Here is a 19,531-nt window from a genome sequence, read left to right on the forward strand (position 1 = left end):
GTTTGTCTAGCGGGTTTTGGCGTCGGCGTGTAGGGCCAGATGACTAGCCAATCTCCCCCCTCGTGGGGGAGATGTCCGGCAGGACAGAGGGGGGCGCGAAGGATCGCGACCTATCTATTCGTCCTCGAATCCGGCGGTGGGTGGTTGCAAAAAGGCCGACAGGTTGGCAGGACAGCGCCCCCCTCTGCCCTGCCGGGCATCTCCCCCACAAGGGGGGAGATTACGCACTCACTCCGCCGCGCCTTCCTCGTACTCCGCCGACATGGTCAGCCATTTTTCCTCATGACCGGCCAGCGTCTGGGCGAGCTGCGAGCGTTCCTTGGCCAGCCGCGTCGCCGTAGACGGGTCCTTTTCGTAGATCGCCGGGTTGGCCAGCTCATCCTCGATGCCGTCGATGCGCTTGCGGATGCGGTCCATCAGCGCCTCGGTGGCGCGGATTTCCTTGGCCAGCGGTTCGAAGGCGGCGCGACGCGCGGCCGCGTCGCGGCGGCGGTCGGCTTTCGACGCCTTGTCGGCCTCGCGCTTGCCACGGCGGTCGCCGGACACGCCGGTGACCAGCGTTTTGTAGTCCTCCAAATCGCCATCATACGGGTTGACCGCGCCGTCCTTGACCAGCCACAGCCGGTCGGCGGTCGCTTCCAGGAGATGGCGGTCGTGCGAGATCAGGATGACGGCGCCGGGAAACTCGTTGAGCGCATGGATCAGCGACTCGCGGCTGTCGATGTCGAGGTGGTTGGTCGGCTCGTCGAGGATGAACAGGTTCGGGCCCTCGAAGGCCGACAGGCCCATCAACAAACGCGCCTTCTCGCCGCCTGACAGGTCCTTGGCGGGGGTGTTCATCTTCTCGGTGGTGAGGCCGAACTGGGCAACGCGGCCGCGCACCTTGGATTCCGGCGCTTCCGGCATCAATCGGCGGACATGCTCATAGGCGTTTTCCTCCGGACGCAGATCGTCGAGCTGGTGCTGGGCGAAGATCGCCACTTTCAGCCCAGGCGCCACCGTCATCGTGCCGCTCTCCTGCTTGAGCCGCCCGGATAGAAGCTTTGCGAAGGTCGACTTGCCGTTGCCGTTGGCGCCGAGCAGCGCGATGCGATCATCGGCATCGATGCGCAGCGTCATCTTCTTCAGGATCGGCTGGCCCTCGGTGTAGCCGACATTGACGTTGTTCAAGGCAACGATCGGCGAGGCCACCGTCTTCACCGGTTCGGGAAAAGAGAACGGCCGCACTGAATCGTTCACGATCGCCGCGATCGGCTTCATCTTCTCCAGCGCCTTGATGCGCGACTGCGCCTGCCTGGCCTTCGAGGCCTTGGCGCGGAAGCGTTCGACGAAGGATTCCATATGCTTGCGGGCGGCTTCCTGCTTGACGCGGCCCTTCTCCTGCAATTCCTTCTGCTCGGTATACTGGCGCTCGAACTGGTCGTAGCCGCCACGCCAGAAGGTCAGCTTCTTCTGGTCGAGATGGACGATCGAGTTGACGGCACGGTTGAGCAGGTCGCGATCGTGCGAGATCAGAAGCACTGTGTGCGGGTATTTGGAGACGTAGTTTTCCAGCCACAACGTGCCTTCGAGGTCGAGATAGTTGGTCGGCTCGTCGAGCAGCAGCAGATCCGGTTCCGAAAACAGCACGGCGGCAAGCGCCACGCGCATGCGCCAGCCGCCGGAGAAGGACGAGGCCGGCCGGCGCTGCGCCACATCGTCGAAGCCGAGGCCGGCCAGGATGGTGGCGGCGCGGGACTCGGCAGAATGTGCATCGATGTCGGCCAGCCGCATGTGGATGTCGGCGATGCGGTGCGGATCGGTGGCGGTCTTTTCTTCTTCGAGCAGCGCCGTGCGTTCGAGGTCGGCCTTGAGCACGATCTCGATCAGCGGTTCCTCGGTGCCAGGCGCTTCCTGCGCCACCTGGCCGATGCGCGTGTTCTTCGGCAGGCTGATCGAGCCGGTCTCGGAGGGAAAATCGCCGGTGATGGTCTTGAACAGCGTCGTCTTGCCGGTGCCGTTGCGGCCGACAAGCCCGGCTTTGGTACCGGCCGGCAGGGTCAGGGAGGCATGGTCGAGAAGCAGGCGCCCCGCCATGCGCAGCGAAAGGTCATTGATGATAAGCATGGCCGCGCTTTTGCACGGGAGATCAGTGCTTCGCAAGGCCTTGCGGACCAGTTGGTCGCGCAAGGCCTCAAAACGGTACCCGCAAGTGGCCCGTCAGTATCGCAGATCGGCGGCTTTCGTGCCGGCCGAGCCACCGCCCTCAGGCAGTGGCCTTGCCGCGCTTTGCCGTCTTGGCCACCGCGGCCGGTGCCACGGCCGGCTTACGGCCAAGCCCCGTCGACTTCGCCAACGCCGAACGGGTCGCCGAGTAATTCGGGGCGACCATTGGATAGTCCGGCGGCAGGCTCCACTTGGCCCGATAGTCGTCCGGGCTCAAGCCATAGTCTGTCCTGAGGTGTCGCTTGAGCGACTTGAATTTCTTTCCATCCTCCAGGCAGACGATGTAGTCGGGAAATACCGACTTTTTCGGATTTACGGCAGGAACCAGGCTCGGACTTTCAACGACAGCCGCACCGGCCAGCTTTCGAACCGAGGCGCTGACGCTGGCAATCAGGTCAGGCAGGCCGGAAGCTGGAAGTGGATTGTTGCCAACATAGGCCGAGACAATATCGGCCGTGAGCTCGATAACGGTCTTATCCTCGATATTTGACAATGCTTTCACCTTATTTGCGACAAAATCATCTACCCCAGTGAAGACTTTTGTCTATGTATCCTTCTAACCGCGCCCCCAACGGACCACCAAGCCCCAAAACGAATCAAGACTTGCCACCAACTATCTTTATGGAAAATGGGCGCCGCGCAAATTAGAAAATCTAATACTTGGTAGCGACAGACTTGGCTGTCCTGCTGTCGGCCAATATCTCAAGAATACGCTTCCAACGGGCACAACGCCCAAAATCCTTCTGTTCAATCGCCTTTTCGGCCTTCATCGCCGCGTATAAGGGCGCCTCGGCGCCGAATTCCTTGAGCAGCCAATGCGCTTCCCGCCTGGCGAGGCGCTCGTTTTCATCAAACATAGTTTTCCGCCTCCGAGCGTTCCAGGCCGACCGCGACACAACTGCCGATGACAAGGCCGGCTCCGGCAACGGCCGTCATCGTCAGTCGTTCGCCGGACAGGGTCAGCAGCAGCGTCGAAGCAATCGGCGTGAGATAGGCGACGACAGCAACCTTGCCGCTGCCTTCGAGTTTCAGGGCGCGCGACCAGAAATAGTAGCCCAGCCCCATCGGGCCGGCGCCGAGATAGAGCCCGAGAGCAAGGTCGGTGCCCGTGGGCAAGGCAACGCCATCGCGCGCGCACCACGCAAGCGTCAGGGCGACGCCGATCAGCGACGACGGCAGCAAAAGGCGATCCGGCGAGGTGGCGACCCGTCCCACCATCACCGAATAGAATGCCATGCACAGCGCGGACCCGAATGCCGCGCAATAGCCGACGAGATCGCCCTGGAACCAAGTTCGGTCGCGCCCGCCTGAAATCACCAGCGCCACACCGATGAAGCCAAGGGTCGCGGCGAGGCCCAACAGCGCGGGACGCCGCGGGTTTTCAAAGAGGATCACCGCCGCGGCAACCATCAAAGGCCAGGTGTAGGCTACGAGGTTGGCCTCGATCACCGGCATCGAAGCGAAGGCGATGTATTGCAGCACCATGGTGCCGACCAGGCCGATGAAACCGACCGCGAGCGGAAGCAGCGCGGCCCTCGCGCCGACCGGCGGAGCGCTCTCCCGGCTCATGAACCGGATCAGGGCAAAGACCAGTGCGGCTCCCGCGAATTGCAGGAACTGCACCTGCGACACCGAGTGGTTCGCCAGCAGGGATTTGCCGACAAGGGCATTGGTGGACCACAAAGCCACCGCGCCGGCGGCAAAGACCAGCGCGGATATCGAGCCTGATCCATGCGGAAAGAACCGGTATGGGGCGCTATCTCCGTGCTTGACCATGATCTCGTCCGAGAACCGGTTCCCACTTTCCGGGATCAAGGTTGTCTACCATGATTCCCTGGCTCCGCCCGGTACCGATGCCTCGGCGGGAGCCGGTGCCGGATGTTCCGCCTCGAACCGGCGATAGGCCGGCAGCTGGTTCGTCCAGACATCCTCGGCCAGTTCGTTGACCCATTCGCGGTCTTGGTCGTTGTCGGCGGCGAGATAGAACATGCGGTTGTCGTCGACATAGGGCTTGGCCACCGAGCGCTGGTTGAGCACCAGTGTCACGCGCTCGCCGAATTGGATCGGCGCCGTGCGATGCAGGACGCCCAGAAACTGCCCGAGCGTGGCGTAGTTCATCTTGTGATCGATACGCATGATGCGGTTGCGCGGGATCTCGTGGCCGGATTCGAGGATGGCGCGGCCAGTTTCCGAGTCGTCGCAATAGATTTCGAGATGGCCGCCAACCAATGGATTGCTGATCGACAGCGGGATGAGCTCGGTGACCGGGACGCCGTCGCAATGCCAGTCCACGGCGCCATCCCTGGGATTCATGAAGGTGACGGTCGAGCCGACGATCGACAGCGGATAGGGCTCAAGCTTGGTGCCCATCATGTCGGACAGACGCTCCAGCCGCACCTTGTCGTGCAAAAGCTCCTTGATCTCCGGAATATAACGGTCGGCGCCGGTGATGAAGGTCAGATCGAGGTGCTTGTGCACGGCATGGCTGGCCTTGAGTTTGAGCGCCGCCTCCTCGATCGCCGCAAGCAGTGCCGGGTCATAGCCGTGCAGATATTGCGCGACGCCGAAGCTCGACACTTTCCAGGCGGTTTCGTGGCCGATGATGGCCTCTCGACTCATCGCATAACGCAGTTCGGGGATCGTATGGGCGTTCATTCTACTTCTCCAGGATGGGGGCAACACTTGGTAAATAGTCGATTAATTCACCCACCCCTGTAAAATTAGGAATGCTGGTGCTAGTGTAAGCCCAGCTTAAGGTCGAAACCGTGCGTCTGCTCAGTCAGGTCAACCTAAATTCGCTCAAGATCGTGGAGAGTGCTGCGAGGCACGGGAACTTCACGCGCGCCGGCGAAGAACAGTTTATCACCGCCTCGGCGGTCAGCCAGCGCGTCAAAAGCCTGGAGGATCAACTCCGCTTCAAGATTTTCCAGCGCGGCGGCAATGCGGTGTCACTGACGCCCGAAGGCGAAACCTATGTCTCGCGCGTTCGCGAAGCGCTGGAGCGTATCGTCGCCGCCAGCATGGAAGCGACCGGGCAGTCACAGGAGCATGTGCTGAAGATATCGGTGCTGCCGACCTTTGCCGCACGCTGGCTGTTTCCGCGCCTGCCGCTGTTCCAGCGTCAACACCCCGATATCGTGATGCGGGTTTCGACCTCCTACGCGACACATGAGTTCGCGGCGTCGGATTTCGATCTCGAAATCCGCTATGGCGACGGCCACTTTCACGGGCTGCAGTCCGATCTTCTGTTCCGGGAGGACCTGACTCCCGTCTGCAGCCGCAAGCTGTTCCATGAGGTTCTCGGCAACAGGCCGCGGTCGAAGGTGACGCCGGATGACCTCAAGCACTTCACGCTTCTGCATTCCGACACCTGCACCCAGAACTGGCAATCCTGGCTTGGTTTCGCGGGCGCCAGCTTCGTGCTCAGCGAGACCAAGGGCATCTATTTCGATTCCTGCATGATGTCTTACGAGGCGGCCAATGCCGGAATGGGTTTTGCCGTCGCCAACCGCGCCTATATGGCCAGCGACATCCGCGCCGCGAGGCTGATCGCTCCCTTTGCCGTGCATCATCCGAACACGGCCGGCTGGTATTTTGTTTCCCCCCACAAGAGCCTCGCCACACGCAGGGTGCTGCTGTTCAAACAATGGGTGATGGCGGAAGCGGCTCTGACGCAGAGCCAGTTGGACAGCGAATTGGCTTTTGAGAGCGCCTGAAATTCGGACCAGCTTGTACTATTCCCGATGACCGCCGGCCAGAAATTGAGGGCCATCGGCCAATAGACGTCCAATCCAGGCAACCCGCGCTGGTCGGTGAAATTGTCGAGCTCAAGCCCCTTGAGCCGGAGCATTCCGAGTGGCCTGAAGTGAAGGCCATGCTGCAGCAAAAAATGCGACGATAGCCGGCCGCTCGCCTTCGAATCCAGAACGAAACGATCTGGAAAATCAGGCGAAGGCCCTGCCCTCCTCGGTGCGCTGGAAATGCGTCAGATCGAGCGATACGGAAGGGCGGCCCAGAACCGTCAGGATCATATGCGCCTGGCCCCGATGATGGGTCTGGTGGTTGAAGACATGATCCAGCGCCGGCGCCAGACGCTGCGAAACGGTGCGCATGTCCGATACGGTCATGTAGGTGAAGCGGCCCGACAGCGCCTTGTCGCTCAAGCCGCCAACCCAGTCGACGATCCGCCGGTCCTCCGCCTCGCGCGCCGCCCGAAGGCCGGGCAAGGCGCGGTGAAGGATGACGTCGAGCGCCGTCGGAGCGTCGCCTTCGCCGGTGAAGCGCTTCATCCAGATGCGATCGGCGGCGAGCAGGTGGTTGAGCGTACCCATCAGCGAGCGGAAGAAGGCGCCGACATCGCGATTGAATTCTTCCTCGTCGAGATCGGCGGCGGCATCGTAGATGCGGCCATTGGCCCATTGATTGTATGCCGCAAACATCATGAAGTGTTGTTTCATCGTTTCTCCCGCCGGGCCTGTTTCGGGTATCGGGAGCGATACCTAGACCGCGAGGGAGCCGACGCCAATGACCATTCTGCTTTATGATCTCGTCGGGCATGACGAGAAGCGGCCGTTTAGCCCGCATTGCTGGAAGGCGACGATGGCGCTGGCCCACAAGGGGCTCGATATCTCGACCGCGCCGACGCGCTTCCTCGAGGTGCCCGCCGTCGAAGGCGGTATCTCAAAGACCGTCCCGGTGATCCGCGACGGCGACAAGATCGTCGTCGATTCCTTCGCCATCGCGCTCTATCTCGATGAGGCCTACCCGGATCGGCCGACCCTGTTTGGCGGCGAAGGCGGCAAGGCGATGGCTCGCTTCATCGAGCGCTGGTCGCAACTGACCATCCACCCCTATGTCACCACCGCGGCGATTGTGGACCTCCATGGCATGCAGGACGAGGAGAACGCCGCGTATTTCCGCCGGAGCCGGGAACAACGCTTCGGCAAGCGGCTGGAGGATGTCGTCGCCGCACGCGACGCCGGGCTGGCAGCCTTCCGGGCGGCCCTGGAGCCGCTGCGCTCAATGTTGAGCTACCAGCCGTTCATCGGCGGCGCCTCGCCGCTGTTTGCCGACTATATCGTCTTTGGCGCGCTGCAATGGGCGCGCGTGGCTTCGCCCTATCGATTGCTCGAAAGCAGCGACGTGGTGGCGCAGTGGTTCGACCGCTGCCTCGACCTGCATGGCGGGCTGGGACGAAAGGTTGAAGCCGCGGCGTGACGCCCTGATTTGCCGGCGATGACACCGCAGGCGATGACAGGCCTACTTGGCCGACGCCTTTTTTGGCTTGCTGGGTTTCTTGGCCGACTTCGCCTCCTTGGGCGAGGCTTTTGCCTTGTCGGCGCCAGCAGCCTTCTTGGCAGGCTTCCTGGTGACCAACGACGCATCCTCGGCGTCCACGTCGGCTGCCGCCTGGTGCCAGTGGCGTTCGTCCTGACCGGCCGGTTGCCCTTCCTGCTGCCAGATCTGATGTGCCCGGTTGCGAATGCGTTCCTGACGATCGTCTGCCATGGTCATATTGTCTCCATGCGGGCCGACTTCAGCGCGGCGCCGACACGCGACTATAGCAAGCAAAGCGTTGCTGTGCAGCCATCCGATGTCATCCAGCGCCGCACGTTCGCGGTACCGGCCTGACGTAGAAACACCACTGGACCTTTCGATCCTCTCGAAGGCGGACCGGGCTTTCACCGTTCGTCACTCGGAAAGCCAGGCAATTGGCTTTCCGTCCGCATCGCGGACCGAGCCACCCCTTCGCTGGCGATAAAACCGGACAACTCGCGTGCTACCTAATCCGGACAACTCATGTGCTTACGACACACCGTTCCTCACCCCTTGGCAATGGGCCGGGCGGCTTGTATAGAGCCCGCCACTCTCAATTCCATTCTCAGACAAGGACGACCCATGGCGCTCGAACGCACCTTTTCCATGATCAAGCCGGACGCAACCCGGCGCAACCTCACCGGCGCCATCACCAAGATGCTGGAAGATGCCGGCCTTCGCGTCATCGCCTCGCGCCGTGTGTGGATGAGCCGCCGCGAGGCGGAAGGTTTTTACGCCGTCCACAAGGACCGCCCGTTCTTCGGCGAACTGGTCGAGTTCATGTCGTCGGCACCGACGATCGTCCAGGTGCTGGAAGGCGAGAACGCCATCGCCAAGAACCGCGAAGTGATGGGCGCCACCAACCCGGCCAATGCCGCCGAAGGCACCATCCGCAAGGTGCATGCGCTGTCGATCGGCGAAAATTCGGTGCACGGCTCCGATGCGCCCGAAACCGCCGCGCAGGAAATCAAGTACTGGTTCTCCGACACCGAGATCGTCGGCTGAGCCGACACCGCCACATCCAATGCGAAGAGGCCGGCGTTTCGCCGGCCTTTTTCGTTGGATCCCCGATCCGGTTTCGTGCCCAACGACGTGACCCTGGCGGAGCTTGCCCTGGAAATGCTGTTTCCAGCCGACGACCAGACCATCGAGATCGTCAAGGCCGTGGTCGAGGAAACGGCCGCGAGGTGACCGCCCGGAAATCAGCTCGCGGCGCTGAAGCGCAGGATTTCGCGGCCGTCCTTGTCTGATATGGTGAGCTTGCCGGCTTCGACATTGCATGACGCCGCCTTGGCCAGCGCATCGAATAGCGCCTTTTCCTCGGCCATCACCTCCGGCGCACAGGCCTTGAAGGTCGAGCCGATGCTGCTGATCGCGATCGCCTGGCCGTCGACCTTCGCAGTGGCAAAATAGCTGTTGCAGGGGCCGCTTCCGCCTGCCTTGCCGGCCTCGCTGACCCGGAAGGTTGCTTGCGGCGCGGTAATGGCGCCGATGCCATCGACATAATCGACAACCCAGAGCTGGCCGAAGACGGAAGCTTTGGGTTCGGTGCGCTGCGTGACCATCTTGAGCAGGATGGTTTGCGGCGCGTCGGTCAGCGGATCGAGCTGATAGCGCACATCGGAGATGAACATCGGCCTGTCGTCGACGGTGATCCGGGCCTGCAGCGCATAGGTCATTCGCGGCTGGATGACGGCGGGATCGAATTTGATCTCGAAACTGATCGGCACCTGGCCGGCTGGCTTGATCTTCTGCTCGCCGATGATCCTGGCAGGCGCGTCGGCCAACGAGACATCGGCAAGCTGGACGGAGAGCACGGCATTGGGCGGCAAGGCGATGCGCTCGCGATAGATCACCTCGCCCCTCACCGCCTTCTCGGCGGCCACGGACAGCTCCGGCACCGCCAGGATGCCGACCACCAGAGGCACGAAACCGAAGACGAAGAATTCCGCGAGCCTGCCCAGCATGACCATCTCCCTTGCCCATGACTTCCGCCAATTGGCCAAAGGAATGCGGTCAATACATGACTGCCGGGGGATTTATTCCTGCGACTTCCAGCGTCCCGCCGCCCGGGTATCGGTTTCCTTGGCCTCGACCCAGCCGCCCTCGGAACCATCGGCGCGGTGCTCCTTCTTCCAGAAGGGTGCGCGCGACTTGAGATAGTCCATGAGGAAGTCGGCCGCCTCGAACGCGGCCTGGCGATGCGCCGACGCGGCCACCACCAGCACGATGTTCTCTCCCGGCGCGATCTTGCCATGGCGGTGAATGACGGTGAGGCCTTGCAGCGGCCAGCGTTCGGCAGCCTCGGCCGCGATACGGCCGATTTCGGCCTCCGCCATGCCGGGATAATGCTCGAGCTCAAGCGCCGAGAGCGCACCTTGCTCGTCGCGACAGAGACCGGAGAAGGTGACCACGGCGCCAATGTCGGCGCGGCCTTGTGTCAATGCGGCGATCTCGGCGGCAACGTCGAAATCCTGGCGCTGAATGCGCACCGTCGGCAACACGGCGGCCGACATGTGTCAGCCCCCGGTCATCGGCGGGAACAGCGCGATCTCGCGCGCGCCGGATATCTTCTCGCGGTGATCGACATGTTCCTGGTTGATGGCAACGCGGATCACGTCGGGAAACTGCAGCGCCTGCTCGTAGCCTTCTCCGCGCGACTGCAGCCAGCGCAAGAGGTCGGCGACAGTGTCGATGCCGTCGGGCAATTCGACGTCTTCCTCCGATGTGCCGATCCGCTCGCGGACCCAGGCGAAATAGATGAGCCGCATCTCACTCGTCCATGATGTGTTTGAGGCCGGCACGGAAATAGTCATAGCCGGTGTAAAGCGTTACGAGTGCCGCGATCCATAGCAGCACCAGGCCGGTCTGCGTGGTCAGCGGGAAGATCTTGTCGCCGGCCGGCCCCGCCAGCAGGAAGGCAATGGCGACCATCTGGATGGTGGTCTTCCATTTGGCAAGCTGCGTCACCGGCACCGAGACCTTGAGTGCCGCCAGATATTCGCGCAGGCCCGAAACCAGGATCTCGCGGCACAGGATGATGATCGCCGCCCACAGCGACCAGCCGGCGATACCGGCATGGCGGTCGGTGTCGGCCGCCAAGAGCAGGAGACAGGTGGCGACCAGCAGTTTGTCGGCGATCGGATCGAGCATCTTGCCGATGTTGGAGGTCTGCTGCCAGGCGCGTGCGAAATAGCCGTCGAAGTAATCGGTGATGGAGGCCAGCAGGAATATGACCAGCGCCGACCAGCGGGCGAAGTCGCTCGACTTCAGATGCCCCTCGAGAAAAAAGCACAGCACGACCAGCGGCACCGCGATGATGCGGGCGTAGGTGAGCATGTTAGGCAGGTTGAATGCGCGCTGGGCCATGTCTGGGGGACTCTTTCTGCCTGCGTACTCAAATCAGAAGCGAATGTAGGGGGTCAACAGGCCAGATTCGACTGGCCAGATGAAAGTGCCGAATTTTCAGCTTTCATGGAAGTGATTGTAGACCAGTTTCGCCACCTGTTCGGAAATACCGTCGACTTTCCTCAGATCCTCGATGGCGGCACGGCTGACCGCCTTGGCGGTGCCGAAATGCAAAAGCAGAGCGCGCTTGCGGCCCGGGCCGATGCCACTGATCTCGTCGAGGGGGCTCTTGACCATTTCCTTCTTGCGGCGGGCCCGGTGCGAACCGATGGCGAAGCGGTGGACCTCGTCGCGCAGGCGCTGGACGAAGTAGAGCACGGGGTCGCGCACGGGCAGCGAAAACGAGTCCCTGCCCTTGACGAAGAAGCGCTCGCGTCCGGCGTCGCGGTCCTGGCCCTTGGCGATGCCGATGGCCACGACGCGATCCTCGATGCCGAGATCCGAGAGGATCTTGCGCACCGCCGTCATCTGGCCCTGGCCGCCATCGATCAGGATGACATCGGGCCAGGCCGGGAAGCTGCCGGAGATATCGTCTTCGTCGGCTGCTTCCGTAACATCATCCGGCTTGACATCGCCATGTTCCTTGAGCAGCCGCGAAAAGCGCCGCTCCATCACTTCGCGCATCATGCCGAAATCGTCACCCGGCGTGATCTCGGTCGAGCGGATGTTGAATTTCCGGTACTGGTTTTTCACAAACCCTTCCGGCCCCGCGACAACCATGGCGCCAACGGCATTCGTGCCCATGATATGCGAGTTGTCGTAGACCTCGATGCGCACGGGTGGCTTGGCCAGGCCGAATGTCTCGGCGAAACCGGCAAGCAGCCGGCCTTGCGTCGAGGTTTCGGCCAACCGGCGGCCAAGCGCCTCGCGCGCATTCTGCAAGGCATTGTCGGTCAGGTCCTTCTTCTCGCCGCGCTGCGGCACCGAGATCGCCACCTTGCGGCCGGCCCGGGTCGAGAGTGCCTCCGCCAACAGTTCCTGATCCTCGACAGTCTGCGACAGAAGAATGGCGCGCGGCGTCGGCTTGTCGTCATAGAACTGCGCCAGGAACGAGCCCAGCACTTCCGATCCTTCCAGCGCCGGATCGGCCTTCGGGAAATAGGCGCGGTTGCCCCAGTTCTGGCCGGTGCGGAAGAAGAACACCTGGATGCAGACCTGGCCGCCCTCCTGGTGGATGGCGAAGACATCCGCCTCGTCGACTGTCGCCGGGTTGATGCCCTGATGACTCTGCACGTGCGCCAGCGCGGCCAGCCGGTCGCGGTAGATGGCGGCGCGCTCGAAATCGAGATCCTCCGAGGCCTGCTGCATGGCGGCCGAAATCTCGGTCTTCACCTTCTGGCTGCGGCCGGAGAGAAAATCCTTCGCCTCCTCGACCAGTTCGGCATAGCCCTCATGCGAGATCTCTCCCGTGCACGGACCGGCGCAGCGCTTGATCTGGTAGAGCAGGCAGGGCCGCGACCGGTTCTCGTAAAAGGAGTTGGTGCAACTGCGCAGCAGGAAAGCGCGCTGCAGCGAATTGATGGTGCGGCCGACAGCGCCGGCCGAGGCAAAAGGCCCGAAATAGTCGCCTTTGCGCGAGCGTGCGCCGCGATGCTTGTAGATGCCAGGCGAGATATGGTCGCCGGTCAGGAGAATATAGGGGAACGACTTGTCGTCGCGCATCAGCACGTTGAATCGCGGCCGCAAGCGCTTGATAAGATTGGCTTCGAGCAGCAGCGCCTCGATTTCGGTGCGGGTGACGACGAACTCCATCGTCGACGTTTCGCGCACCATGCGGCCGATGCGGTTGGTGTGGAACCTGCCTTGCGCGTAGTTGGTGACGCGCTTCTTCAGGCTGCGCGCCTTGCCGACATAGAGCACGTCGCCGGCGGCGTTCATCATGCGATAAACGCCTGGCGCATTGGGCAACCGCTTGACCAGCGTCTGGATCACCTCGGCGCCGACCATGCCTTCGGCGTCGCCGGCATGCGGCGTCCAGTCGATCGCCGTGAAGGCGACATCCGGGCCGGCGGGTTCGACGATCTCCTCGAGCGCTTCATCCTCGATGTCGATTTCGGGAGGAAGATCTTCGGCGCCGCCGCGCGCCTTGTTCTTGTGATCCAAAGGACTCATTCCGCCATGCCTGTCACATCGGGCGTCTGCCACGCAAGGTGCTGGCCGCCATCGAGCGCGATCATCTGGCCGGTGACCGAGCGCGCCTCCCAGAGATAGCGTATTGTGGCGCCGAATTCCGGCAATTCCGGGCCGCGCTTCAGGATCAGGCCGGCGACCTGCGCATCTAAATCGGAATCATCCTGGCGCAGGTTCTTCAGCGTTGGGCCCGGACCGATCGCGTTGACACGGATGCCGGGCCCGAGCGCCTGCGCCAGCATCTGGGTCTGGGTCCATAGTGCCGACTTCGACAGCGCATAGGAAAAATAGCGCGGCGTCGGCCGCCAGACACGCTGATCGATGATGTTGACGATCAGCCCCTCCTGTCCTTCCGGCAAGGAGCGGGCGAAATTCTGCGCCAACAGCGCCGGGGTTTTCACGTGAATGGCAAAGTGCCGGTCCCAGGCCTGCCAGTCGAAATCCTCAACCGAATCGTCGACGAAGAGCGACGCGTTGTTGACCAGCAGCGAGATGGGGCCAAGCGCTGCTTCCGCCTGGCCGACGAGGTCGCTGACGGCGTCCATGTCGGTCAAGTCCGCCGCCACCACGGCGGCGCGGCCGCCAGACCGGTTGATCCCCGCGGCCAACGCGTCCGCCTCGTCGTGCGAGCGGTTGGAGTGGATGGCGACTGCAAAACCATGGCCGGCGAGATCCTCGACGATCGCCTTGCCGATCCGTTTCGCCCCGCCGGTCACCAGCGCCGCGGTGGCTTTGCTCATCTTCTGTCAATCCTCAATTTCGGCACGAATAACGGCGCCGGCGAAATATGGCCTGCCATCCGTTAAACGGCATTTGCACCTGGGGCAGCATTGTGGCGAAACCGCCCGGCGGGTATTCCGACTCGCCGTGTCCCGAGGCCGGCAGCACTCCAATATAGGGCGCTGGACTCCTTGCACCAAGCGGTGTGCAGCGCAACATGACCGGGCTGCTGACATTTCGCTGTTGCGAAGATGCAACGTCAAGGTTCTGCCTCATTCGTGCCGGGGAATGACCCAAGTTCAGGTTCGGTTCAGCCGCATTTTGACACGACATTTGGAACCGACGAACGCCAGATCCGTTTCACCCCCCGGACGGGTTGATGGCGATCGTGAGAAACAAGCCTGTGTCCTGTGGCTTAAGGAGTAGAGAACAATGCAAGCCAATCTCAAATTCGCACGGCCGCTGGCCGTTGCGCTCGGGCTCTTCGCCCTCGGCGGAACTGCCTATGCCGCAGACGTCGTCCAGGAAGAGCCGCCGGCACCCGCCCCGGTTGCCGAACTGCCCGTCGCATCCTGGGCCGGCCCCTACGCCGGTATCAACCTCGGCTATGGCTTCAGCGGCCGTACCAAGGAAAAGGATCTCGGCTTTGAAACCGACACCAAGGGTTTCGTCGGCAGCGTCTTCGGCGGCTATCAGTGGCAGCAGGAGAACTTCGTGTACGGCGGTGAAGCCGAACTCGGCTACAACGGCGTCAAGGGCGACGACAATGGCGTCCACTCCAAGGGCGGCTTCGAAGGCTCGCTGCGTGCCCGTCTCGGCTACGCCGTGACCCCGGAAATCCTGCTCTACGGCACCGGCGGTCTCGCCGGCAGGAGCCTGAAGGTGGAAGATGATACCTTTGGTAGCGACACCGCCACCATGCTCGGCTGGACCGCTGGTCTCGGCACCGACATCAAGCTGACCGACAATGTGTTCGGCCGTGTCGAGTACCGCTACACCGACTTCGGCAGCAAGAGCTTCGATAACATCGGCAAGGTGAAGGCAACCGACAACCGGGTGACCTTCGGCCTCGGTATGAAGTTCTAAGTCGTTCAAGCCACGACACGAAAAAGCCGGGCCTCGCGCCCGGCTTTTTTATTACCCACGCTGCGCCGCGCCAGCACCCCCTCTGCCCTGCCGGGCATCTTCCCCGCAAGGGGGAGATTGGTTCGTCGCCTCGGCTTCGCTAATCTCCATTGTCGACGCCGCCCGTCAGCCCGGAACCGCGGGCTTCAGTTCCGGGAATTTTTCGTCGAAGCGCGCCGCCCAGCGGGTGAGCCGGCCACGGCCCTTTTCCCATTTCCCGGCAAAGCGCAAGGAGAGATAGCCAAGGCAAGCCCGCAACGCCATCTGCCCAGCGGTGATCTTCTTCGGCAGTTTGGGCGGGTTGGCATTGAGCTGATCGAGAGCAGCCGTGATCTTCGCCCACTGGCGATCGAGCCAGGGCTGATAGACCATCTCCTCAGGCCGGGTGCGGCGCTCATAGACCATCGACAGCGCACAGTCGCAAATGCCGTCGGCCAGCGCCTCCAGCACCTCGGCCTCCAACCGCTTGTCGGGATTGCGCGGGAACAGCGCGTTCTTCGAAATCCGGTTGAGATGCTGGGTGATGGCGCGGCTGTCGTGGATGGAACGGCCGTCGTCGAGCACCAGCACCGGAATCTTGCCAAGCGGATTGGCGCCGATCAGATCGGCCGGCCGGTCCTCGGTCTTCACCGGAACCTGCTCGATCACGATCCCGGCATAGGCCGCGGCCATCCTTACCTTGGAGCTGTAAGGAGAGGTGGATGCGTAGAGCAGTTTCGGCATGATCGATTTCCTGTTTGCAGACGTCCACTGTCGGCTGACAGGTTCTTGCGATCAACCGCCAGAGCGCGAAAAAATAGCAGCCAGGAATCGGTTGCGGTTCCTGCCCCAAGCATCTCGACAAGCTTACAGATTGGTAGGCTGGGAAACGCAGGCGGACGCCGACAGCAGGCTGATGGGACTCATATCTGCGTTCGCGTCTCATAGGTCCCGGGCATTGCATCGGGACCCTCCGCCAAGCGCGGCAAGGAGACAATCAGGCAGGCGAGCGAGGCAGCCAACCGGCGCCTCGCTTTGCTTGCCCTCTGCCTTTCCCCGACGTTCAGCCAACCGGGCTGAAGCCGTTGCCGAGATAGTTCAATCCAGAGCGTCAGAGCGTCCTTGCCGAGTCCCGAAGGACGCGCGACGCCCCAACGGCCCGGTCTACTTCTTGGCCGGAGCCTTCGCCTTCGCAGGCGCTGCCTTGGCCTTCGGCGCGGCTTTCTTCACCGCGGGCTTGGTCGAGGCTGCCGCAGCTTTCATAGCAGGCTTTGCCGCGGCCTTGGCCACAGGCTTCTTCGCCGGTGCCGCCTTCTTGGCCGCGGGTTTTGCCGCTGCCTTGGCCGCGGGTTTTGCCGCCGCCTTGGCCACAGGCTTCTTCGCCGGTGCTGCCTTGGCTGCCGGCTTTGCCGCTGCCTTGGCCGGCGCTGCCTTCTTCACTGCCGGTTTCGCCGCAGCCTTGGCCACGGGCTTCTTCGCCGGCGCCTTCGCTGCGGGCTTTGCCGCCGCCTTCGCAGGCGCTGCTTTCTTCACTGCCGTTGCGGCCTTCGCCGCGACTGCTTTTGCGGGTGCTTTCTTTGCCGGTGCCTTGGATGCCGGCGCTTTAGATGACTGCTTAGCCATGTCATGCCCCTTCACGTTATGCCGATGGCCGTGAATGACCCCGGCGCGCAATGCATATCTGACTCGCGGCTCGCTAGCCAGCGAAGCAATGGTATGATTTCGTCAGCTTAAATTTTGATTGAGATCGACACACGATCTCACTCGTCATGGCAAAAATTCGCCGCTGATCTTCAGACATCGCCAGCAATTTGATACCGGCATTCTTCGCACGCAGTGAGACCGGTCGTGGCGTGAAGCTTCGAAGATCAACAACCAGCCTCGCGCATCGATCGTCAGCCGCGAACATCAAGAGCCGCTGCTTCGTCGATACAATCATCTTTGGTGGTTGCACGATCTACGCGGACCGTGAGAGCAATGCGACGACCGATCTGTCCATCACCTTGTCAAGTTTGATTCCATCGCCTCACCTTTTTGCCAATTGACAGACTACTCTGCATGACAGAGTATTTTGTGAAAAACAGAAGGCTGTTTCGATGCGGATCGCAGAAGAGGAAACGACGCTGTCGCTGTGGGGAAACGCGGAGACAACGCTCCATGGCGACGGCATCGCCGTGGATTACCCGCGGCCTTGTCACGCCGGAGCCAATTCATGAGCACCGACGAGGTCATACATCAAAGCACGCGGCTCAGGATCATGGCCATCCTGCACACGCTGGACAGGCGCGAAGCGCTTGAATTCACACGATTAAAGGACATGGTCGAAGCCACGCACGGCAATCTCGGCGCGCACATCGAGACGCTTGCAAGGGTCGGCTACGTCGATGTCGAAAAGCTGTTCGTCGAGCGGCGGCCACAAACGCGGGTCTGGGCAACGACGGTCGGGCGGCGCGCCTTTCGCAGTCATGCCGCCTGGCTTCGGGCCATCCTCGACGAAGCGGAACCGGCGGCGGATCGCCCTCAACGCAGAACGCGGCGGCGCTCGTCGTAGATCATTGGCGATCGGTCGCGGCCGGCAAACGAGCCGCAGGCGCTGCCGCCGCCCGGTTCGACCGGCACGTCCATTGTCGTCATGGCTGGTAGCCGAAGCAGATGGCGCCGATCGCGACGATGGCGCAAGCGCCGATCCGTCGTGGCGTCAGCGTCTCGCCGAGAAAGAAGCGTCCGATGAAGGCGGCGAAGACGACGCTGGTTTCGCGGATCGCGGTGATGGGCCCGGCCGGCCCGAGCGCGAAGGCGGCGACCACCACGCCATAGGCCAGAAGCGCGAACAAGCCGCCGCCCAGCGCCTTCCAGGTTTCCGGCGCGCGCGGGTCGACGGTGAGCCGGCCACGGCAGGCGACAAATGTCGCCGGCAGCAATGCACCGTAGATCAGCAAGACCCAGGCGGTGTAGGCGCCGGCATTTCCCGCCGTGCGAACGCCGATGGCATCGACCGTTGCATAGGCGGCGATGATCGCTCCCGTTGCCAGCGCATAGAGGATCGATGTCGTGGCCGCCCTGCCCCGTCCGAGCGAAAGACCCATGATGCCGCCACCGACCAGGGCAACGCCTATGGTCTGCGGCATGGTGAGCTGCTGGTTGGCCAGCAGAAATCCGCCGAGCGTGACGAGCAGCGGCACGCTGCCGCGAACGATGGGATAGACCTGCCCGAGTTCGCCATATCTGTAGGCGGCCACCAGAAACGCGCTGTAGCCGACCTGAAGGCCGGCCGAGAGCCCGACATAGGGCCAGGCTGATGTGGCCGGAAAGCCGCTGAGGAGCGCGTAGGGGATGGCGAGCGCCGTGCTGGAGAAGCTCATGACGGTGACGGTCCACAACCTGTCGGCTCCGGTTCGCAGGAAAGCGTTCCAGGTTGCGTGCAGGATCGCGGCAAGGAGCGCGAGCCCGATGACCAGCGGGCTCATTGCGGCCTGCGCGAGGCGGCGATGATGCCCAGGGCGGCCTTGCGGGCGTCGCGGATGACGGTGTCCGCCTGCCCCATCTGCGCCATCAGCGTCGCACCTTCGATCAGCATCAAAAGTGTCGCCGCCACGCTCTCGGCGCGGCCAGGCGGCATCGCATCCGACAGGATCGCCTGCATGCGTTGCCTCAAGCCGTTCTTCTGCCTGGCGACCGCCTTGAACACCGGGTGCCCGGGATCGCCAAACTCGGCCAGCGCATGCGCGAACAGGCAGCCGTGGAAATCCGGGCTGCGGAACCATCGCCCATGCCAGTCGAAGATCCTGGCGATTTTCTGCTCCGGCGTGATGCCCTCCAGGGCAAGCCGGTCGAGCTGGCGATCAAACCGCCTGGCGCGATAGTCGAGCACCTCGACGATCAGTTCGTCCTTGCTGGGGAAATGGCGATACATCGTCATCTTGGCCACGTCGGCCTCGGCGATGATCCGGTCGATACCGGTGGCATGGAAGCCGGCGCGCTTGAACAGCGCGTAGGCCGTTTCGACGACATGCTGACGTTTGTCGGAAGCTGGCGATGATGTCATGGGGCCTACCAAGTGATGAGACAGGTCTGTCTCATCCTTATGCGATGGATCGCATTGGCTGTCAACACGGCACGCGAAAGCGCCCGCGGCCGATCAGGCTGCGAGCGCGAAAAGGGATCGCGAAAGGAAGGCTGCGTTCAGCGCAGGACGCGGCAGCGGCCGTTGTAGACCATCCAGCGGTCGAAGCCCGAAACGCAGAATTCGACATTGTCGCCTATCGAAGCGAAGCCCTGCCCTTCCTCGATCAGGTACCAGATGGTCCGGTCACGGCCGTCAGAGAGACTGACGGTGGCGCCGCAGTAGCGGCGGCCGATCGGCCAGGTGTCGTTGGCGGGCAGATAGCGGTGCTGGTGGATGCGCCGGAAATCGGTGATCTGCACATCCGGCAGGTGCGGCACGTGATGCACCTGGTAGGAGAAGCGGTGGGTGATCTTGTTCAGCACCCAAGGCTCGCCGCAGACGCCGCCATCGTCGTCGGGATAGACGCCGACAAGGTCGGCCGCCTGCACAGCCTGGGTGACACCGAGGGGTGCGGCGAGCGAAGTGCAGAGCGAAATCAGGGCAGCAAATGCGGATTTGGCGAAGCGAGTCATGACAGCCTCT

The 19,531-nt window shown here is 62.7% G+C and carries 23 protein-coding genes; 5 read left to right on the forward strand and 18 right to left on the reverse strand.

Annotated features, from left to right (window positions below):
• Positions 1 to 228 precede the first annotated feature (228 nt).
• The 5 genes from MESOP_RS25665 to MESOP_RS35830 all read right to left on the reverse strand — a co-directional run bounded on the left by MESOP_RS25665 (position 229) and on the right by MESOP_RS35830 (position 4,860).
• On the reverse strand, positions 229 to 2,106 hold the full coding sequence (locus MESOP_RS25665; protein ID WP_013896251.1) for an ABC-F family ATP-binding cassette domain-containing protein: 1,878 nt from the start codon (positions 2,104 to 2,106) through the stop codon (positions 229 to 231).
• A gap of 139 nt (positions 2,107 to 2,245) precedes the next feature.
• Entirely contained in the window at positions 2,246 to 2,698 is a 453-nt protein-coding gene (locus MESOP_RS25670; protein ID WP_013896252.1) for a Ros/MucR family transcriptional regulator, read from the reverse strand.
• A 160-nt stretch (positions 2,699 to 2,858) separates the two neighbouring features.
• Positions 2,859 to 3,062, reverse strand: coding sequence for a hypothetical protein (locus MESOP_RS25675; RefSeq protein ID WP_013896253.1), 204 nt, complete (start codon positions 3,060 to 3,062; stop codon positions 2,859 to 2,861).
• Positions 3,055 to 3,981 (reverse strand): DMT family transporter, encoded by a 927-nt coding sequence (locus MESOP_RS25680; protein ID WP_013896254.1) that lies wholly within the window; start codon positions 3,979 to 3,981, stop codon positions 3,055 to 3,057. The genes MESOP_RS25675 and MESOP_RS25680 overlap by 8 nt, the downstream gene beginning before the upstream one ends.
• Positions 3,982 to 4,026: 45 nt before the next feature.
• Positions 4,027 to 4,860, reverse strand: coding sequence for a hypothetical protein (locus MESOP_RS35830; RefSeq protein WP_013896255.1), 834 nt, complete (start codon positions 4,858 to 4,860; stop codon positions 4,027 to 4,029).
• 110 nt (positions 4,861 to 4,970) lie between these two features.
• Between MESOP_RS35830 and MESOP_RS25690 the strand changes: the two genes are divergently transcribed.
• Positions 4,971 to 5,921 carry a LysR substrate-binding domain-containing protein gene (locus tag MESOP_RS25690; protein WP_013896256.1) on the forward strand — a complete coding sequence of 317 codons (951 nt, stop codon included), beginning with the start codon at positions 4,971 to 4,973 and terminating at the stop codon, positions 5,919 to 5,921.
• Positions 5,922 to 6,149: 228 nt separating this feature from the next.
• Here MESOP_RS25690 and MESOP_RS25695 read toward each other — a convergent pair whose 3' ends face one another.
• Positions 6,150 to 6,662 (reverse strand): DinB family protein, encoded by a 513-nt coding sequence (locus MESOP_RS25695; protein WP_013896257.1) that lies wholly within the window; start codon positions 6,660 to 6,662, stop codon positions 6,150 to 6,152.
• A gap of 67 nt (positions 6,663 to 6,729) precedes the next feature.
• Between MESOP_RS25695 and MESOP_RS25700 the strand changes: the two genes are divergently transcribed.
• Positions 6,730 to 7,422 carry a glutathione S-transferase family protein gene (locus MESOP_RS25700; RefSeq protein ID WP_013896258.1) on the forward strand — a complete coding sequence of 231 codons (693 nt, stop codon included), beginning with the start codon at positions 6,730 to 6,732 and terminating at the stop codon, positions 7,420 to 7,422.
• Between the two features lie 42 nt (positions 7,423 to 7,464).
• Here the strand turns inward: MESOP_RS25700 and MESOP_RS25705 are convergent, their stop codons facing one another.
• Positions 7,465 to 7,719 (reverse strand): DUF2934 domain-containing protein, encoded by a 255-nt coding sequence (locus tag MESOP_RS25705; RefSeq protein WP_013896259.1) that lies wholly within the window; start codon positions 7,717 to 7,719, stop codon positions 7,465 to 7,467.
• A 384-nt stretch (positions 7,720 to 8,103) separates the two neighbouring features.
• On the opposite strand from MESOP_RS25705, the gene ndk reads away from it, so the two are divergent.
• A complete protein-coding gene (gene ndk, locus MESOP_RS25710) occupies positions 8,104 to 8,526 on the forward strand; it encodes a nucleoside-diphosphate kinase (RefSeq protein ID WP_008875017.1) in 423 nt (140 codons plus the stop codon).
• A 197-nt stretch (positions 8,527 to 8,723) separates the two neighbouring features.
• Here the strand turns inward: ndk and MESOP_RS25715 are convergent, their stop codons facing one another.
• The 6 genes from MESOP_RS25715 to MESOP_RS25740 all read right to left on the reverse strand — a co-directional run bounded on the left by MESOP_RS25715 (position 8,724) and on the right by MESOP_RS25740 (position 13,799).
• The gene (locus MESOP_RS25715; RefSeq protein ID WP_013896260.1) at positions 8,724 to 9,488 is read right to left on the reverse strand and encodes a YbaY family lipoprotein; all 765 of its coding nucleotides are present in this window, start codon (positions 9,486 to 9,488) and stop codon (positions 8,724 to 8,726) included.
• Positions 9,489 to 9,560: 72 nt separating this feature from the next.
• Entirely contained in the window at positions 9,561 to 10,037 is a 477-nt protein-coding gene (locus tag MESOP_RS25720; RefSeq protein WP_013896261.1) for a molybdenum cofactor biosynthesis protein MoaE, read from the reverse strand.
• 3 nt (positions 10,038 to 10,040) lie between these two features.
• Positions 10,041 to 10,292 carry a molybdopterin converting factor subunit 1 gene (gene moaD, locus MESOP_RS25725; RefSeq protein WP_013896262.1) on the reverse strand — a complete coding sequence of 84 codons (252 nt, stop codon included), beginning with the start codon at positions 10,290 to 10,292 and terminating at the stop codon, positions 10,041 to 10,043.
• Between the two features lies 1 nt (position 10,293).
• Positions 10,294 to 10,890 carry a CDP-diacylglycerol--glycerol-3-phosphate 3-phosphatidyltransferase gene (pgsA, locus tag MESOP_RS25730; protein ID WP_013896263.1) on the reverse strand — a complete coding sequence of 199 codons (597 nt, stop codon included), beginning with the start codon at positions 10,888 to 10,890 and terminating at the stop codon, positions 10,294 to 10,296.
• Positions 10,891 to 10,986: 96 nt separating this feature from the next.
• On the reverse strand, positions 10,987 to 13,041 hold the full coding sequence (gene uvrC, locus MESOP_RS25735) for an excinuclease ABC subunit UvrC (protein ID WP_013896264.1): 2,055 nt from the start codon (positions 13,039 to 13,041) through the stop codon (positions 10,987 to 10,989).
• Positions 13,038 to 13,799: an SDR family oxidoreductase gene (locus MESOP_RS25740; RefSeq protein ID WP_013896265.1), complete on the reverse strand. Its 762-nt coding sequence runs from the start codon at positions 13,797 to 13,799 to the stop codon at positions 13,038 to 13,040. The genes uvrC and MESOP_RS25740 overlap by 4 nt, the downstream gene beginning before the upstream one ends.
• Positions 13,800 to 14,211: 412 nt before the next feature.
• On the opposite strand from MESOP_RS25740, the gene MESOP_RS25745 reads away from it, so the two are divergent.
• Positions 14,212 to 14,865: an outer membrane protein gene (locus MESOP_RS25745; RefSeq protein ID WP_013896266.1), complete on the forward strand. Its 654-nt coding sequence runs from the start codon at positions 14,212 to 14,214 to the stop codon at positions 14,863 to 14,865.
• Positions 14,866 to 15,030: 165 nt separating this feature from the next.
• Here the strand turns inward: MESOP_RS25745 and MESOP_RS25750 are convergent, their stop codons facing one another.
• A complete protein-coding gene (locus tag MESOP_RS25750; RefSeq protein ID WP_013896267.1) occupies positions 15,031 to 15,627 on the reverse strand; it encodes a glutathione S-transferase family protein in 597 nt (198 codons plus the stop codon).
• A 420-nt stretch (positions 15,628 to 16,047) separates the two neighbouring features.
• Complete coding sequence (locus tag MESOP_RS34080; protein WP_013896268.1) at positions 16,048 to 16,506, reverse strand: hypothetical protein; 459 nt, start codon at positions 16,504 to 16,506, stop codon at positions 16,048 to 16,050.
• 589 nt (positions 16,507 to 17,095) lie between these two features.
• Here MESOP_RS34080 and MESOP_RS25760 point away from each other — a divergent pair.
• On the forward strand, positions 17,096 to 17,434 hold the full coding sequence (locus tag MESOP_RS25760; RefSeq protein ID WP_013896270.1) for a transcriptional regulator: 339 nt from the start codon (positions 17,096 to 17,098) through the stop codon (positions 17,432 to 17,434).
• Between the two features lie 79 nt (positions 17,435 to 17,513).
• On the opposite strand, the gene MESOP_RS25765 is transcribed toward MESOP_RS25760, so the two are convergent.
• From MESOP_RS25765 to MESOP_RS25775, 3 genes are all read right to left on the reverse strand, one after another.
• Positions 17,514 to 18,350, reverse strand: coding sequence for a DMT family transporter (locus MESOP_RS25765; RefSeq protein ID WP_013896272.1), 837 nt, complete (start codon positions 18,348 to 18,350; stop codon positions 17,514 to 17,516).
• Entirely contained in the window at positions 18,347 to 18,928 is a 582-nt protein-coding gene (locus MESOP_RS25770) for a TetR/AcrR family transcriptional regulator (RefSeq protein ID WP_013896273.1), read from the reverse strand. Before MESOP_RS25770 ends, MESOP_RS25765 begins: the two co-directional genes overlap by 4 nt.
• A 137-nt stretch (positions 18,929 to 19,065) precedes the next feature.
• Positions 19,066 to 19,521 (reverse strand): hypothetical protein, encoded by a 456-nt coding sequence (locus MESOP_RS25775; RefSeq protein WP_013896274.1) that lies wholly within the window; start codon positions 19,519 to 19,521, stop codon positions 19,066 to 19,068.
• Between the last annotated feature and the right edge of the window lie 10 nt (positions 19,522 to 19,531).

The organism is Mesorhizobium opportunistum WSM2075 (assembly GCF_000176035.2).
GTDB lineage: Bacteria > Pseudomonadota > Alphaproteobacteria > Rhizobiales > Rhizobiaceae > Mesorhizobium > Mesorhizobium opportunistum.

Bases quoted from the DNA above. Each gene is read 5' to 3' on its own strand.
- MESOP_RS25750 (WP_013896267.1), bottom strand. From the start codon at position 15,627: ATGCCGAAACTGCTCTACGCATCCACCTCTCCTTACAGCTCCAAGGTA.
- MESOP_RS25675 (WP_013896253.1), bottom strand. From the start codon at position 3,062: ATGTTTGATGAAAACGAGCGCCTCGCCAGGCGGGAAGCGCATTGGCTG.
- pgsA (WP_013896263.1), bottom strand. From the start codon at position 10,890: ATGGCCCAGCGCGCATTCAACCTGCCTAACATGCTCACCTACGCCCGC.
- uvrC (WP_013896264.1), bottom strand. From the start codon at position 13,041: ATGAGTCCTTTGGATCACAAGAACAAGGCGCGCGGCGGCGCCGAAGAT.
- MESOP_RS25680 (WP_013896254.1), bottom strand. From the start codon at position 3,981: ATGGTCAAGCACGGAGATAGCGCCCCATACCGGTTCTTTCCGCATGGA.
- MESOP_RS25720 (WP_013896261.1), bottom strand. From the start codon at position 10,037: ATGTCGGCCGCCGTGTTGCCGACGGTGCGCATTCAGCGCCAGGATTTC.
- MESOP_RS25700 (WP_013896258.1), top strand. From the start codon at position 6,730: ATGACCATTCTGCTTTATGATCTCGTCGGGCATGACGAGAAGCGGCCG.
- MESOP_RS25665 (WP_013896251.1), bottom strand. From the start codon at position 2,106: ATGCTTATCATCAATGACCTTTCGCTGCGCATGGCGGGGCGCCTGCTT.
- MESOP_RS25745 (WP_013896266.1), top strand. From the start codon at position 14,212: ATGCAAGCCAATCTCAAATTCGCACGGCCGCTGGCCGTTGCGCTCGGG.
- MESOP_RS35830 (WP_013896255.1), bottom strand. From the start codon at position 4,860: ATGAACGCCCATACGATCCCCGAACTGCGTTATGCGATGAGTCGAGAG.
- MESOP_RS25695 (WP_013896257.1), bottom strand. From the start codon at position 6,662: ATGAAACAACACTTCATGATGTTTGCGGCATACAATCAATGGGCCAAT.
- MESOP_RS25770 (WP_013896273.1), bottom strand. From the start codon at position 18,928: ATGACATCATCGCCAGCTTCCGACAAACGTCAGCATGTCGTCGAAACG.
- MESOP_RS25775 (WP_013896274.1), bottom strand. From the start codon at position 19,521: ATGACTCGCTTCGCCAAATCCGCATTTGCTGCCCTGATTTCGCTCTGC.
- MESOP_RS25715 (WP_013896260.1), bottom strand. From the start codon at position 9,488: ATGCTGGGCAGGCTCGCGGAATTCTTCGTCTTCGGTTTCGTGCCTCTG.
- MESOP_RS25765 (WP_013896272.1), bottom strand. From the start codon at position 18,350: ATGAGCCCGCTGGTCATCGGGCTCGCGCTCCTTGCCGCGATCCTGCAC.
- MESOP_RS34080 (WP_013896268.1), bottom strand. From the start codon at position 16,506: ATGGCTAAGCAGTCATCTAAAGCGCCGGCATCCAAGGCACCGGCAAAG.
- ndk (WP_008875017.1), top strand. From the start codon at position 8,104: ATGGCGCTCGAACGCACCTTTTCCATGATCAAGCCGGACGCAACCCGG.
- moaD (WP_013896262.1), bottom strand. From the start codon at position 10,292: ATGCGGCTCATCTATTTCGCCTGGGTCCGCGAGCGGATCGGCACATCG.
- MESOP_RS25740 (WP_013896265.1), bottom strand. From the start codon at position 13,799: ATGAGCAAAGCCACCGCGGCGCTGGTGACCGGCGGGGCGAAACGGATC.
- MESOP_RS25760 (WP_013896270.1), top strand. From the start codon at position 17,096: ATGAGCACCGACGAGGTCATACATCAAAGCACGCGGCTCAGGATCATG.
- MESOP_RS25705 (WP_013896259.1), bottom strand. From the start codon at position 7,719: ATGACCATGGCAGACGATCGTCAGGAACGCATTCGCAACCGGGCACAT.